Origin of the sequence: Streptomyces chengmaiensis, from assembly GCF_029846775.1 — a bacterium.
Taxonomy (GTDB): Bacteria; Actinomycetota; Actinomycetes; order Streptomycetales; family Streptomycetaceae; genus Streptomyces; species Streptomyces chengmaiensis.
Genome location: NZ_JARWBG010000024.1, coordinates 1 through 14,671, shown reverse-complemented (window position 1 = coordinate 14,671; position 14,671 = coordinate 1). Strand labels below are relative to the sequence as shown.

The window sequence follows — 14,671 nt, the reverse complement described above, 5'->3', positions numbered from 1 at the left end:
GTTGCCGTGGCCATCACCGGCGCTCAGGTCAGCAGCAGCATGGACGTCCCGCTTCTCACGGGCCTTTGAGAGGATCCTCGGTGTGACGCAGTTCCCCGGCGGCCGCCAACGCCGTGACGATGCCTTCTCTGAAATCGGCGATCCTGCCCTGGCCGTCGCCGACAAGCCGCGGAGTCTGCGTGCCGGAACCGCGGGGGTCGCCGGAGCCGCCGGGCTGGCCGGCGAGGTGGGCTCGGGCGTGGCGGCGAAAGGCCGCCACGAGGCGGTTGCGGTCGCGGTCGCGGGTCGCCAGTATGACGTGGCTGGGCTCGACGCCTTCCAGCGGGACGGTCGTGAGGTCGGGGCGCAGGGTGCGGGCGCGGACGCCGGCGGAGACGGTCACGGCCTGGCCCGCGGCGACGAGTTCATACTTGTCCTCGTCGGCTTCGACGAGCGGGCCGTCGGGGGCCGGGCTTCCGTCGGGCCTGGGGTCTATGCGCCAGAAGGCGCTCAGGAGCGGATCGGCCCCCCGTACCTTGGGCAGGGGTTCGTCGGCGATGTCGTCGAGGGTGACCGATTCCCTGCCGGCCAGCCGGTGGTCGCGCGGCACGACCAGGACCCGGGGCTCGTCGTGGAGCGCTGTCACGTCCAGGCCTTCGGTCCGAAGCGGCAGCCGGGTGACCACGGCGTCCACGCGGTGGTCCAGCAGAGCCGGGCGCGGCGCGTCCGCGGCCAGGTGCAGGGTTCGCACCTCGGCCTCGGGGTGCTCGCGGCGCAGTTCGCGCACGGCCGGGGTGATGATGATGCCGGGCGTGTAGCCGATGGTGATGCGGCTGGGCAGGGCGGCGGCCCGGGTACGCGCCGCGGCCCGGTCGGCGGAGCGCAGCAGGGCGGTGGCGAGCGGCAGGAAGACCTCGCCGGCTTCGGTGAGGTGATTGCCGTGGGGCGTGCGTGCGAACAGGCGGGCGCCCAGTTGCCGTTCGAGGCGGTGGATCTGCCGGCTCAGGGACGGCTGGGTGGTGTGCAGGGCTTCGGCGGCCCGGCCGAAGTGCCGGTGTTCGGCCACGACGGTGAAGCACCACACCAGCCGCAGATCGAGGGTCGCTGGGGGCGGGGGCGGGTCGGGCACCGTTCCAGCGTAGCGCTCGCGGGTCCCGTCAAGGCCCGGGCGGGCGCCGTCGCCGGGGGGCGATGCACCGGTGGCATCGCCCCATGCGAAGGATTCATTGGACCTGTACTGCGCGGTCGCCTCAGAGTGGGATCAACCGGCCGGACGCCGTTCGAGCGTCCCATCGGGCCGGTCATCGACTGCTCTGTTCAAGGAGTGAACCACCATGCGTGTGTTCGTCACTGGCGCGTCCGGGTTCATCGGTTCCGCCCTTGTATCCGATTTGGTCACCGCCGGGCATCAGGTCGTCGGGCTCGCCCGCTCGGATGCCGCGGCGGCCGCGCTGGCCGCCGTCGGCGCGGAGGTGCGTCGCGGCGCGGTGGAGGATCTCGACGGCCTGCGTGGGGGCGCCGCCGGGTCCGACGGGGTCGTCCACCTGGCCTTCGACCACGACTTCTCGCAGCACGAGGCCGCGGCGCGCGCCGAGCTGCGCGCCGTCGAGACGTTCGGCGACGTCCTCGAGGGTTCGGGCCGGCCGCTGGTCATCGCCTCCGGTGGGCCTGTGGGGTCCGAGCGGGATGCGCCGCCTGCCTCGCCGAGCCCACGGAACGCCGGCGTCCGGGCGGCGCTCGCGCTCGCGGAGCGCGGCGTGCGCTCGTGCGTCGTGCGGCTCGCGCCGACGGTCCACGACCGGATCACATGTGCTTTGGTCGCGCAACTGGCCGGTGTGGCCCGCGAGAAGGGCGTCTCCGGCTATCTCGGCGACGGGTCCAACCGCTGGCCTTCGGTGCACCGGCTCGATGCCGCGCGGCTGTTCCGTCTGGCGGTGGAGAAGGCACCTGCGGGATCGGTGCTGCACGGCGTCGGCGAGGAGGGTGTGGCCATCCGCGCCATCGCCGAGGCCGTCGGCCTGCGTGTGAACGTGCCGGTGGCCGCCGTGGCCGCCGAGGACGCCGGTGCTCACTTCGGTTTCCTGGCCCGCCTCGTCGGGCTCGACATGCCGGCCTCGAACAGGCTGACCCGTGAACTGCTGGGCTGGGAGCCGACCCGTCCGGGGCTCATCGACGACCTCCGCAGCTTCTGCGACGACAGCCGTTCGGCCGTGTGAACCGACGGAGCCGATCCGACCGCGCGCACCCGGGCCGACCGCGCGCACCCGGGTGCGCTTTTAGCAGATCGCGGTGCCGTTGTCACCGGCCATCATCAGCTGATCCACTCGCGATCGAACACAACATCTGTTTCTCGCCCACTTGACCGACGCCCACCGCGGGCCGGGTGAGCGGCGGCCGGGCGGGCCTTGCGACGTGCGCGGTTCGGCCGCGCGACACCGGGGGGTCGCCGGGGCGTCGGCTGCGACGCCGGGTGATGAAGCAGAGAATGTCCGGAATCCTCTCCCACTCTTTGACCCGAAACATCTTCATCGTCAAATGTCGGCGCGTGTACTCGTCTCAACGGGCCGCGAAGGCGGGGCCCTTACATCACCGCGACTTCCGGCTGCTGCTCTCCGGGGCCGCCGCGAGCCAGGTCGGGGCGCAGGTGACGCTGGTCGCCCTGCCGCTCGTGGCCGTACTGCAGCTCAAGGCGTCCGCTTTTGAGGTCGGGTTGCTGACCGCGGCGGAGACCGCAGCGTTCCTGCTGATCGGCCTGCCCGCCGGGGCCTGGGTGGACCGGATGCGGCGGCTTCCGCTGCTGATCCGCGCCGACCTCGTGCGGGCAGCGGCCATCGGCAGCGTGCCGGCGGCCGCCCTGGCCGGGGTGCTGACGATGGCGCAGCTGTACGCGGTGGCTCTGGTGACCGGGGTGGCGACGGTCTTCTTCGACGTCGCCCACCAGAGCTTCCTGCCGCGGGTCCTGGGCCGGGACCAGCTGGTGGCGGGCAACGGGGCGCTGGAGACGGTGCGTTCCTCCGCACACGTGGCGGGCCCGGGCCTCGGCGGCGGGCTGGTGCAGCTGCTCGGGGCCCCGCTCGCGGTGGCAGCGGACGCGCTGAGCTATCTGGTGTCGGCGTGCTTCCTGAGCCGCATGCGGGTGGCCGAACCTCGGCCCGAGGCCCCCTCCGGAACGTCCCTGCGCGCGCAGGTCGGCGAGGGGCTGGCGTTCGTCCTCCGCCATCCGATCCTGCGGATGATCGCAGTGTCCACCGCGGTGGCGAACTTCTTCACGGCGATGCTCCTGGCCGTCCAGACGGTCTTTCTGATCCGGGTGCTCGACCTGCCGCCCGGCGTGCTGGGGCTGATGCTCTCCGCCGAGGCCGTGGGCGGTCTGGCCGGGGCCGTGTGCGCGGGCGCCCTGGCGCGCCTGGTGGGGCAGGCCCGGGTGATCTGGCTCTCCACCCTCGTGACCGGGCCCTTCGCCGTGCTGTGGCCGCTGGCCGGTCCGGGCCGTGCGGCGATCTGGTTCGCGGTCGCCTCCGCGGCGGTGTTCTTCGGCGGGGTCGTCTACAACGTGGCCCAGGTGAGCTTCCGCCAGATGCTCTGCCCCGACAAGCTGCTGGGGCGGATGAACGCCACCCTGCGCTTCATGGTGTGGGGCACCATGCCGCTGGGCGCGCTGGCGGGCGGGGCCGTCGCCCAGGCCGCGGGGCCTCGTGCCGCGCTGTGGGCGTGCGCGGCCGGGTATCTGCTGGTGCCGCTGCCGCTGCTGCTCTCCCCGCTGCGCCGGATGCGCGACCTGCCGACCGCACCGCACTCCTCCGACCCGGTTCACACGCACTCCTGAAGTACCGCACGGGACACGAAAGGCCGCTGTGCAGTCCAGCAACATCACCTCGCTCTACCTGACCCGCTATCGACGGCTCGGCACGGACGCGCTCCTGCCGGTCACCGGCGCCCAGCGGCGCTTCCTGCTCGCACGCCGCATGGACCCGTCCGGCCGCCCGGCCGTGGTGCCGCTGTTCTTCGCGTTCCCCTCCGGAACGCTCGACCTGGCGCGGCTGCGGACGGCGGCGGACCGGCTGGCCGCCGCCCATCCTGCGCTGCGGGCCCGTCCCGAGACGCTGCGCGGCACACCCGTCCAGCGCATGGGCGACCCGGTCGCCGAGGTGCGCAGAGCCCCGCGGCAGCCCGGCGAGAGCGCGGCCGACGCGCTGCTGCGCACCCTGACCGCCTGGTCCGCCGAGGGCCCGCCGCTGCGGCTGTACCTGGCCGACGACGGACCCGAGGAGATCCTGGCCGTCGCCATGGACCACGCCGTGTGCGACGAGCAGTCCCTCGGCGCGGTCCTGGCCGACCTGTCCGCCGCCTACCGCGACCGCCTCCGCCCCGAAGACGTCGAACCGCGGGCCGCCGCCGAGGCGCTCCAGGGCTACCGCGACGCCGTGCATCTCCAACTCGACGCCGAAGCGCGGGCGTCCTCCGGCGAAGCCCTCGCCTACTGGGCGCAGCGCCTGGCCCCGCTCCGGCCCGCGGCCCCTGCCCGCCGTCCGGGCGCCGGGCAGGCCGCCGGGACCGCACAGGCGCGGCTGCCGGTCGCGGACGGCGACCGCCGGGCCGCGGCCTTCCCCGTCCTGCTGGACGCCTGCGCCGACGCGGCTCGCGTCCTGTACGGCCCCGACTGCCTGCCCCCGCTGGGCTATCCGTGGGGCGGGCGGCCCGCCGCCGCGCCGCCGGTGCTCGGCTGCTTCCTCAACACCGTCGTCCACCCTGCCGCGCCGGGAGCCGACCCCGCCGCCTGGTGGGACGACCTCGATCACGCCGACACCCCGTTCGACGAGGTGACCAGGGCGGCCCGCGCCGCCGGGTGCGAGTGGTCCGGGGCGCTCGACGGGCTGCTGACCTTCGAGGACCTGGGACACCGCCCCGAACTGGTGCTCGGCGGCGTCACCGGGCGCGAGACGCATATCGACGGCCGCCCGGTCCAGGGCCCGTTCGCGGTATCGGTCTCCTACGGGGCCGACCTCCTCGTCCGTATGACCTGGGACCGCGCCGCCGTCGCCGACGGCCTCGCCCAAGAGGCCTTCGCCCGCCTTCTCGACGCGCTGGCCCGATAGGGCCGGTCCGCGTCCCCCTCCGGCCCGGGCGCGCCCGAACGGCGCGCGGCGGCCGGCCGTTGTTCAGCCACCACCCAAAGGACTGATCATGTTCGGACTCTCTCCGTCGCAGGAGATCGTCTGGCTGCACGAGCAGATGCTGCCCGGCAGTCGCGCCTACAACTTCACCGCCACCGTCGATCTACGCGGTTCACTCGACGAGGCGGCGCTGCGCGACGGGCTGGCCGCCGCCCTCGACCGGCACCCGGGGCTGCGCCTCGAACTGGTCGAACAGCCGGGCGGGATACCCGGGCAGCGGGTGCGCGAGGAGTGCGCGCCACGGCTGCGGACGGTCGACCTGACCGGCGAGACGGACCCCGAGTCCGCGTTCGCGGCGCTGCTGCGCGCTGAGGCCGAGGCGCCTCTCGACACCTTCGAGGCCCCGCTGCTGCGCTGGCGCCTGGTCAAGCTCGGCGACGCGCATCACCGGCTCGTCCATGTCGAGCACCACCTCATCCACGACGGGCACTCCTTCGCGATCCTGCTGCGCGACGTGTTCACGGTCTACGGCGCCCGGGTGCGCGGCGAGAAGGTCGAACTGACCGCTGCCCGCTCGTACGAGGAGCACGCGCGCGCCGCCGCGGGACGCGAGCGCGCGGCGAGCCTGGCGCACTGGACGGCCGAGCTGGAGGACGCCGCCTTTGACCTGCCGCTGCCGGGTCTGGCACGGCCGGGGGTGCAGCGGCGCCACGCGGGCGCCCAGCTGCGCCAGACGATCCCCGCGGACCTCGCCGAGCGACTGCGCGCGCACTGCGACGCCCAGGGCCACACCCCCTTCTCCACGCTTCTGACGCTCTACGCCGAACTGCTGCGCCGCCACAGCGGGCGGTCCGACCTGGTCGTGGGCACGGCCGTCGGCAACCGGCCGGAGGGTTTCGAGCAGACCGTGGGCATGTTCGTCAACACCGTCCCGCTGCGGCTGCGGCTGACCCCGCAGGAGGAGGCGGGCACGGCCGTCGACGATGTGACCGACACCCTCATCCGGGCCCTGCCGCACCAGGAAGCGCCGGTCCAGGAGCTGACGCGGGCGCTCGGCCTGCACACCGGCGGCGCGGACAATCCGCTGTTCAGTGTGATGTTCAGCGCCCACGACGCGCTGCTGCCGGAGATCGAAACCCCGGGTCTGGAGGTGTCGCTGTTCGAGGGCTTCAACACGGGCACCACCCGCTTCGACCTCGACGTCGTGCTCATGCCCGACGACCGGCGCACGGTCGGCCCGCGCCGCGGCGCCGCCGGGATGACGCTGGTGTGGGACTACGACCGCGACCTGTTCGAGGAGCGGACCGTACGGCTCCTCATGGAGCGCTTCGAAGCGCTCGTACGGGCCTATCTGGACGCTCCGACCGTGCCGCTGGCGGCGCTGGGCGCCCACCGGGGCGACGCTCCGGCGCAGCCGCACGCCGTGGACCTTGAGGTGCTGGACGCGCTGCCCGGGCGGGACCCGGCCCGGCCCGCGCTCGTCAGCGGTGCGCACCAGCTGACCTACGGCGAACTCGACCGGCAGGTCGAGGAGCTGGTCGCCCGGCTGCGGGCGGCGGGGGTGGCCGAGGGGCAGCCGGTGGCGGCGGTGCTGCCGCGCGGGGTGGAGAGCGTGGTGACGCTGCTGGCGTGTCTGCGCATGGGCGCGGTGTACTGTCCGCTCTCCCCCAACGACCCGGCGGCCCGGCTTGGGACGCTGCTGGACAGGCTGGGTCCCGCGCTGGTGCTGGCGACGCGGGAGAGCGCGCTGGCACTGCCCGCCGAGGGCCCGGCGCCGGCGCTGCTGGACGGCGGGGACTTCCCGGCCGCGCAGCAGGCCGAGCGGATCGAGGGCGCGGCGTACGTCATTCACACCTCCGGTTCCACCGGGCTGCCGAAGCCGGTGGCGGTGGGCCGGGCGGCGCTGGCCGGCCATGTGGCGGGCGTCGCGGAGCGCTACGGCCTGAGCGGCGAGGACCGGGTGCTGCTGTTCGCGCAGCCGTCGTTCGACGTGGCGCTGGAGGAGGTGCTGCCCTCGCTGGCCGCCGGGGCCTGTCTGGTGGTTCCGCGGCGGGAGGTGCCGACCGCGGCCGAGCTGGTCGCCGTGGTGTCCGCACGCCGGGTCACGACGGTCAACCTGCCAACGAGCTATCTGCTCGCGGTGCGCACGGAGCTGTGCCAGGCGCTGGCCGACGGACGCTTCACACCACGTCTGATCGTCGTCGGCGGCGAACGGCTGCCTGCCGAGGCACTGCGTGAGCTGCTCGACAGCACCGATGCGACCGTGCTCAACGCCTACGGCGTCACCGAGGCCGCCGTGACCTCTACCGTCCACCACATCACCTCCGGCGATCTCGCCGACGGCGCCGAGGCGCCGCTGGGCGTGGAGTTGCCCGGTGTACGCGTCCACGTCCTCGATGCCGGGCTGCGCCCCCTGCCCGAGGGAGCGGTGGGCGAGCTCGCGATCTCCGGCGCCGGACTCGCGGACGGCTATCTCCGCAACGAGGAGGCGACGCACACCCGGTTCACGCACGTGCCCGCTCTCGGCGGCGCGCGGGTCTATCTCACCGGCGACGTCGGCTACCGCGACGGAGAGGGCCGGGTGTGCTTCCTGGGCCGTCGCGACAACCAGGTGAAGCTGCGCGGCTACCGCATCGAGCTGGAGGAGGTCGAAGCGGCTGCCTCGGCCGAACTCGGGGGCGCGTCCTGCGCGGTGGTCCTCGACCGCGAGGGTCCTGCGGGTCCCCGGCTGGTCGGGTTCGTCCAGGCGGAGGCGGAGCCGGACCAGTCCGCGCTGCACGCGGCGCTGGCCAAGCGCCTGCCCACGGCCCTGGTCCCGGGCCGCTGGGTGCGGCTGGACGCCATGCCGGCGCTGCCCGGCGGCAAGGCGAACCGGCATGTGCTGACCCGTATGCTCGCCGATCTGCCGCAGGACGCGGAGGCCGCCGACGAGCCGGCGGACCGTGATGTCGCGCTGCTGGCGGAGGGCTGGCGGGAAGTGCTGGGGCACGCGGACTTCACGCCGTCCTCGCACTTCTTCCAGGTGGGCGGGCACTCCCTGCTGGCCGCGCAGCTCGCCGCCTGGCTGGAGCCCCGGATCGGGGGCAGGCCGCCGCTGCGTGTGCTGTTCCAGAACCCGGTCCTGGCCGAGCAGGCCCGCGCGGTGCGCGAGGTGGCCGCATGATGAGCGCTGCGCCCGCCGGGCCCGCGGTGAGGTCCGGGACGACTCCGTCTTCGGTGCTGGAGAACGGCTGCCGTGAACTCGTCGACTCCTTCGAGTCGTTCATCCGCCGCGAGCTGGCGCCGCTGGCGGCCGAGTTGCCGGAGACCGCCGATCTGCCGCCGGCCGACCTGCGCGACTATGTGCGCCGCCGTTCGGCGGCGCTGGGCTTCTACGCCGGCGACTATCCGGAGGAACTCGGCGGGGCCGGCATGCCGTTCACGGCCGTCGTGCTGCTGCACCACGCCGCGGGCCGCAGCGGCTGCCCGCTCGCCCCCTACGCGCTGGCCGGCTCCGACGGGCCGAGCCCGCTGCTGCTGCAGGGCACCGAGGAGCAGATCGCGCGGTATCTGGCGCCTCTGGTGCGCGGTGAGGCGACACGCTGCCTCGCGCTCACCGAGCCGCACGCCGGGTCCGACGCGTTCCGCCTCACCAGCACCGGCCAGCGCGACACCGCCACCGGCGAGTGGGTTCTGTCCGGCCGCAAGACCTTCGTCAGCAACGCCGACCGCGCGGACTTCGCCCTGGCGGTGGTCTCCGTCGACGGCGAGGCGACCGCGTTCATCGTGGACATGGACAACCCGGGGCTGCGGATCGGCCAGCGCTACGAAGGCATGTCGGGCGAGCCGATGTTCGAGCTGATCCTGGACGAGCTCCGGCTGCTGGCCGACGCCGTCATCGGCGGCGAGGACGGCGTCGGCGCGGCGATGGGCAACGGCATCGACAGCCTGTCCCGGGGACGCCTGGTCGTCGCCGCCATGTGCAACGGCATCGCCGAGCACGCTCTGGCGCAGGGCGTCGCCTACGCGCGGGAGCGCCGCGCATTCGGCGAGCGCATCGGCTCGTACCAGCATGTGCAGGAACACCTGGTCAGCAGCCGTGCCGAGGTGGAGTCGGCCAAGCTGCTCACGCTCGCCTGCGCCCAGCTCGTCGACGCGGGCGCCGAGGCGCCGGAGAACGCGGCGCTGGCCAAGCTGACCTCGTCCGAGACTGCGGTCCGGGTCGTGGACCGGGCGCTTCAGGTGCACGGTGCGACGGGCTGGGTGCGCGGACATCCGCTGGAGTTCCTGTACCGGTACGTCCGGATGATGACGATCATCGAGGGAACGTCCGAGATCCAGAAGGTCATCGTCGCCCGGGCCATGGGCCTGGGCTGAGCCGCACCCGACGACGAACGGAACACTGATGAACAGCACTTGTGAGCAGCGGCTCAGCATCGAGCAGGGCGCGGCCGCGGAACCCTTCGACGTGCTCGGCCGGTTCGACCACTGGGTCCGCACCGCGCCGCACGCGCCCGCCGTCGAGGACGGCGAACTGCGCTGGACCTACGCCGAGCTGGACGCGCTCGCCGACCGCACTGCGGACGCCCTGCGCGACCGGGTGCGCCCCGGCGACCTGGTCGGCGTGTGCCTGGACCGGTCGGCGGCGCTGGTCGCCCTCGCGGTGGCCGTCGCCCGGCTCGACGCCGTCTATCTGCCGCTGGGCCCCCGGCCGGGCGAGCGGCGTCTCGCCGCGGTGGCCGAACGGCTGCACATGGCCTGCCTGGTCGGCGACCCGGCGCTGCTGCCCGTGCCGCACGAGGACGGGGCGTCGCACGGGGACCGGGTCTCGCACGAGGACGGAGAGCGGCTGCCGCTGCCCCTGCCGGCCGCCGGCGCGAACGCCGCGGCCGACGCCGTGGCCGTGTTCCCGCCCGCGCGGGACGGGCGGGCGGGCGCGCCCGAGGGGGCGTTCTACGCGGTCCTCACCTCGGGTTCGACCGGCGTGCCCAAGGCGGTCGCGGTCGGCGGGGCCTCGCTCGGCGCGCTGCTCTCCTGGTACGCCGGACACACCGGATCCGGCCCCGGCGACCGGCACAGTCTGCTGATCGGCGTCGCCTTCGACCCGCACATCATGGAGCTGTGGGCGGCGCTCACCACCGGGGCCGCGCTGGCCGTGCCGCCCGAGGAGGTGCGCTGGGACCCCGAGGCGCTCACCGGCTGGTGGCGGCGGGCCCGGGTGAGCTGCGCGATCCTGCCGACTCCGCTCGCGGAACTGGTGCTCGAGCGGCCCTGGCCCGGCCTTGAGGACCTGCGTCACCTCGTGGTGGGGGGCGACCGGCTGCGGCGCTGGCCCGCGCCGGAGGTCACCGCGCGGGTGCACAATGTGTACGGGCCCGCGGAGGCGACCGTGTCGACCACCGTCCACACTCTCGACCCCGTGCGGGAGGACACCGCCGTTGCGCCTCCGATCGGGCTTCCGGTCGGCGGCGCGGCCGTGTGCGTGACGGACGCCGCGGGCCGGATCGTGCCCCGCGGCGAAGCCGGCGAACTGCGCATCGGCGGCGGCTGTCTGGCCCTGGGCTATCTCGACGAGGAACTCACCGCCCGGCGCTTCGTCCCCGCGCCGCCCGGCGCCGACGCCGACGGTCAGCGCGTCTACCGCACCGGGGACCGGGTGCGGATGCGCGCCGACGGCGTCCTGGAGTTCCTGGGCCGCATCGACGACCAGGTCAAGGTCAGCGGCGTACGCATCGAACCCGCCGAAGTGGAAACCGCGCTCGAACGCGACCCCCGCGTCCGCAGGGCCGCCGTCGTCGCCCGCCCCGGGCCCGCCGGCGACCTTCAACTCATCGCGTTCGCACAGCGGGCGCCCGGGCGGGAGGCCGCGCCCGCCGCCGAGCTGCTGGACGCCGTGCGCGCCTGGCTGCCCGAACAGGCGGTACCCGCACGTCTGCACCACGTCGACGCGTTCCCCCTGGACGCCAACGGCAAGGTGGACCGCACCGCACTCCTGGACGCCGAGGAGCAGCGGTCGCCGGCCCCGTCCGCCGGAGGCGGCGCGGCAGTCGCCGTCGAGAGCACCGAGGAACTGGTCGTCCGGCTGTGCGGCGGGCTCCTGGGCGGTGTGGCGCTCGGCCCGCTGGACAACTTCCGCGCGGCGGGCGGAACGTCGCTCGCCGCGGCCCGGCTGCTGGCCGCTCTGGAGTCGTCCTGCGGGGTTCGCCTGCGCGCGCCCGAGGTACTGCGCCAGCCAGATCTGCGCAGCCTCGCCGCGCTGGTCGACGCCCGGCGGGCCACCGTGTCGGCAGGGGTGTGAGATGTCCGGAACCGAAGGAGTCCCCGCGGTGTTCACCGCCGACCAGGGCGACGGCATGCTCGCCCTCATCACCGACCGGGCGCGGTCCGCGCCGCGGTCGCTGGCCGTATCCGACGGCACGGCCTTTCTGACGTACGAACAGCTGACGGCCGCCGCGGGACGGCTGGCCGGAGCGCTGCGCGAGCGCGGGGTCCGCCCGGGTGCAGCGGTCGGCATGCTGCTGCCGCACTCGGTGCGCACGGTCGTCGCCCAGCTCGCCGTCTGGTGGGCGGGCGGCTCCTATGTGCCGCTTGACGCGGGGTATCCGCGCTCGCGCACGCAGGCGATGCTCGCCGACACCGATGCCGTGCTGACGGTCGGCGACAAGAATCTGCTGGAGGCCGCGGGCATCCCGGCCGAGCGGGCACTCGCGCTGCCGCGCGATGTGGCGGAGCTCCCCAGGGGCGAGACGCCCGAACCGGCCGCGTACGAGCCCTCGGCCCCCGCCTATGTGCTCTACACCTCCGGTTCGACGGGTCGCCCCAAGGGGGTGGCCGTCCCGCACCGCGCGGTGGCCGCGCTGGCGGCCGCGCCCGGTTTCACGACGCTCACGGCGCGCGACCGCGTCCTGTTCCACTCGCCCCTCACCTTCGACGCCTCCGTCTTCGAGGTGTGGGCGCCGCTGGCCAACGGCGCGGCGGTGGCGGTCTCCACCGCCGACCGGCGCTCGCTCGACGACCTCTCCCGGGACGTGGAGCGGCTGGGGGCGACGGTGGCGCTGTTCACCACGGCGCTCTTCCACCATCTCGCCGCCCGGCAGTCGCCGCTGTTCTCCGTGTTGCGCGGCGTGCTGGTCGGCGGCGAGGCCCTGTCGGCCCAGCACGCCCGCACCGTGCTGCGGGCCCATCCCTGGCTGGAGCTGGTCAACGTCTACGGGCCCACCGAGGCCACGGTGTTCGCCACCGCGCACCGGGTCCGCGAGGCGGACTGCGCGGGGCCGCCGCCCATCGGGCGGCCCGTTCAGGGCGCGACGGCGCATGTGCTCGACGCGCAGGGCGAGCCGGTGTCCCCGGGGGCCGTCGGCGAACTGTGGATCGGCGGGCCCCGTCTCGCCCTGGGCTATCTCGGACAGCCCGAGCGCACGGCCGAGTGCTTTGCCGAGCACCCGGTGCACGGGCGGCTGTACCGCAGCGGCGACCTCGTCTCCGTACGCGCCGACGGCGTGCTCGACTTCCACGGCCGGGCCGACGACCAGCTCAAGGTGCGCGGCTTCCGCATCGAGCCGGGGGAGGTGGAGCACGCCCTGCGCACCCATCCGGATGTGGCGGACGCCGCCGTGGTGGTGCAGCGGCGCTCGGAGGACGACGCCCGGCTGACCGCGTTCGTCGTGCCCGGCGCGCGGCGCCCCGATCCCGTCGCGCTGCGCGACCACGCCATCGGGCTGCTTCCCGCGCACATGGCGCCAGGCGCGTGGGCGTTCCTCGATGCGCTGCCGCTCACCGGCAGCGGCAAGGTCGACCGGCGCGCGCTCGCCGAACGGCCTGCGGGCGCGGCCCAGACGGCCCCGGAGGGCGTCGGCCCCGCGCTGTCCCCCATCGAGCGGGCGGTGGCCGAACTGTGGGGCCGGGCGCTGGAGCAGGAAGTCGACCGGGCGGACGCGGACTTCTTTGACCTCGGCGGGCACTCGCTGCTCGCCCTGGTGATCGTCGACGACCTGCGCGAGGAGCTCGGGGTGGAGTTGACGCTCCCGGAGTTCTTCGCGGACCCCACGGTGGCGGGCCAGGCCCAGCTGGTCGAACAGGCGCTGCGCGACATGCTCGGGGAGGACGGGTGAGCACTGCGGGGAACGTGTCCCGGCACGGCGCGCCGGACGACGGGCACGCCGGCACGCAGCACGAACTGCTGCGCCGTGCCCGCGAGCGCCGCGCCAAGGCCGGCCTGACGGCGGCTGCGCACGCCGCGGGCGCGGCGGGCCCGGCGCCGCTCTCCCGGGCCCAGCGCCGCATGTGGCTGATGGAGCGCCTGGGCCATGACCCGGCCGCCTACAATGTGCCGTTCGCGACCCGGCTGCGCGGCCCCCTCGACCTGGAGGCGCTCGGCAGTGCGCTGACGGCCCTGGTGCGCCGCCACGAGGTGCTGCGTACCCGGTACGGACAGCGGGACGGCGAGCCGTACCAGGAGGTCGGGCCGGTCTGCCCGGTGCCGGTGCGCGTGGCAGACGACCCCGCCGCGCTGCGCGAGGAGGCCGAGGCCCCCTTCGACCTGACGGCGGGTCCGGTGCTGCGCGCCCTGGTCGTGCGGCACGGGCCCCAGGACGCGACGGTGCTGCTGACGCTGCATCACATCGCGGTCGACGGCGGATCGCTGGGTGTGCTGGCCGGGGAGCTCGCGGAGCTGTACGCGGCGGTACGCGAGGGCCGCTCCCCCGGGCTCGCCGAACCGGCCCCGCAGTACGCGGACTTCGCCCGCCGCGAGCGCGCGGACACCGCGTCCCTGGACGCCGGGCTCGCCTACTGGTCGAAGCGGCTGGCGGGTGCGGGGCCGGTGCCGCTGCCCGGCGGCGACCCCGCGCTGCGCGGTCGGTCGCGGGTGCTGTCCGCGGAGCTGACGCCCGAGGCCGTCGACGGGCTGCGGGCCGTGGGCCGCGACCATCGGGCCACGCTGTTCACGGTGGTCCTCGCCGGGGCGTTCGCCACGCTCCTGGAGGCCACGGGCCGGGAGGACCTCGTGGTCGGCTGCGCGAGCAGCCACCGGGAGCGGGCGGGGCTGCGCGATCTGGTCGGGCTGTGCGTCAACACCCTGCCGATACGGGCGGATCTGGCCGGCGCGCCGGACTTCGGCACGCTGCTGACCCGGGTGCGGGACGGGCTGCTGGAAGCTCAGCAGCACCGCGAGGCGCCCTTCGACCTGATCGTGGAGCGGCTGGGTGAGACAGCGCGCGGTGAGAGCGGCGACGCGCTGGTCGCGGTCACCGCCGATGTGCTGCCGGAGCCCCTCGCGCTGCGGCTGGCGGGGACACGGGCGGAGCCTGTGGAGATCGACCTGGGCCGGGCCAAGTTCGGTCTGGGTTTCTATCTCGAGGCCGTTCCCGAAGCGCCGCGCTGCCTGGTGCAGTACGACCGGGGCCGGCTCGACGAGGCTGGTGCGCGGCGGCTGCTGCGGTCCTTCGCGGATCTCCTGGCGTCGGTCTCGTCGGATCCCGGGCGGCCGCTGTCCCGGCCCGGTCGGGCGCAGGCGGAGGACGTCCCCGCGCCGGGCGGGCGGGCCGGGCAGGCCCGGCAGCCCGGTCCGGCCGGGGCGGCGGACCCGGCCGCGCGGCCGG

Annotated in this window: 9 protein-coding genes; 8 read left to right on the top strand and 1 reads right to left on the bottom strand. The window is 74.8% G+C overall.

Annotation, left to right across the window (positions count from 1 at the left end; genetic code table 11):
• Window positions 1-55: 55 nt before the first annotated feature.
• Entirely contained in the window at window positions 56-1,108 is a 1,053-nt protein-coding gene (locus tag QCN29_RS20510) for a LysR family transcriptional regulator (protein ID WP_279929862.1), read from the bottom strand.
• 205 nt (window positions 1,109-1,313) lie between these two features.
• Here QCN29_RS20510 and QCN29_RS20505 point away from each other — a divergent pair, with 205 nt between their 5' ends.
• From QCN29_RS20505 to QCN29_RS20470, 8 genes are all read left to right on the top strand, one after another.
• Window positions 1,314-2,195, top strand: coding sequence for an SDR family oxidoreductase (locus QCN29_RS20505; protein ID WP_279929860.1), 882 nt, complete (start codon window positions 1,314-1,316; stop codon window positions 2,193-2,195).
• Between the two features lie 329 nt (window positions 2,196-2,524).
• A complete protein-coding gene (locus QCN29_RS20500; protein ID WP_279929859.1) occupies window positions 2,525-3,805 on the top strand; it encodes an MFS transporter in 1,281 nt (426 codons plus the stop codon).
• Between the two features lie 28 nt (window positions 3,806-3,833).
• Window positions 3,834-5,075: a condensation domain-containing protein gene (locus tag QCN29_RS20495; RefSeq protein WP_279929857.1), complete on the top strand. Its 1,242-nt coding sequence runs from the start codon at window positions 3,834-3,836 to the stop codon at window positions 5,073-5,075.
• 88 nt (window positions 5,076-5,163) lie between these two features.
• A complete protein-coding gene (locus QCN29_RS20490) occupies window positions 5,164-8,256 on the top strand; it encodes a non-ribosomal peptide synthetase (RefSeq protein ID WP_279929856.1) in 3,093 nt (1,030 codons plus the stop codon).
• Window positions 8,253-9,449: an acyl-CoA dehydrogenase family protein gene (locus QCN29_RS20485; RefSeq protein WP_279929854.1), complete on the top strand. Its 1,197-nt coding sequence runs from the start codon at window positions 8,253-8,255 to the stop codon at window positions 9,447-9,449. Before QCN29_RS20490 ends, QCN29_RS20485 begins: the two co-directional genes overlap by 4 nt.
• Window positions 9,450-9,477: 28 nt before the next feature.
• Window positions 9,478-11,370: an amino acid adenylation domain-containing protein gene (locus QCN29_RS20480; RefSeq protein WP_279929853.1), complete on the top strand. Its 1,893-nt coding sequence runs from the start codon at window positions 9,478-9,480 to the stop codon at window positions 11,368-11,370.
• A 1-nt stretch (window position 11,371) separates the two neighbouring features.
• Window positions 11,372-13,183, top strand: a complete 1,812-nt coding sequence (locus QCN29_RS20475; RefSeq protein ID WP_279929852.1) for a non-ribosomal peptide synthetase — start codon at window positions 11,372-11,374, stop codon at window positions 13,181-13,183.
• Window positions 13,180-14,671: condensation domain-containing protein (locus QCN29_RS20470; protein ID WP_279929850.1), on the top strand; the 1,492-nt coding region annotated here is incomplete at its 3' end. The genes QCN29_RS20475 and QCN29_RS20470, both read left to right, overlap by 4 nt.

Coding starts and splice junctions, on each gene's coding strand:
- QCN29_RS20505 (WP_279929860.1), top strand. CDS start 1,314: ATGCGTGTGTTCGTCACTGGCGCGTCCGGGTTCATCGGTTCCGCCCTT.
- QCN29_RS20490 (WP_279929856.1), top strand. CDS start 5,164: ATGTTCGGACTCTCTCCGTCGCAGGAGATCGTCTGGCTGCACGAGCAG.
- QCN29_RS20475 (WP_279929852.1), top strand. CDS start 11,372: ATGTCCGGAACCGAAGGAGTCCCCGCGGTGTTCACCGCCGACCAGGGC.
- QCN29_RS20485 (WP_279929854.1), top strand. CDS start 8,253: ATGATGAGCGCTGCGCCCGCCGGGCCCGCGGTGAGGTCCGGGACGACT.
- QCN29_RS20480 (WP_279929853.1), top strand. CDS start 9,478: ATGAACAGCACTTGTGAGCAGCGGCTCAGCATCGAGCAGGGCGCGGCC.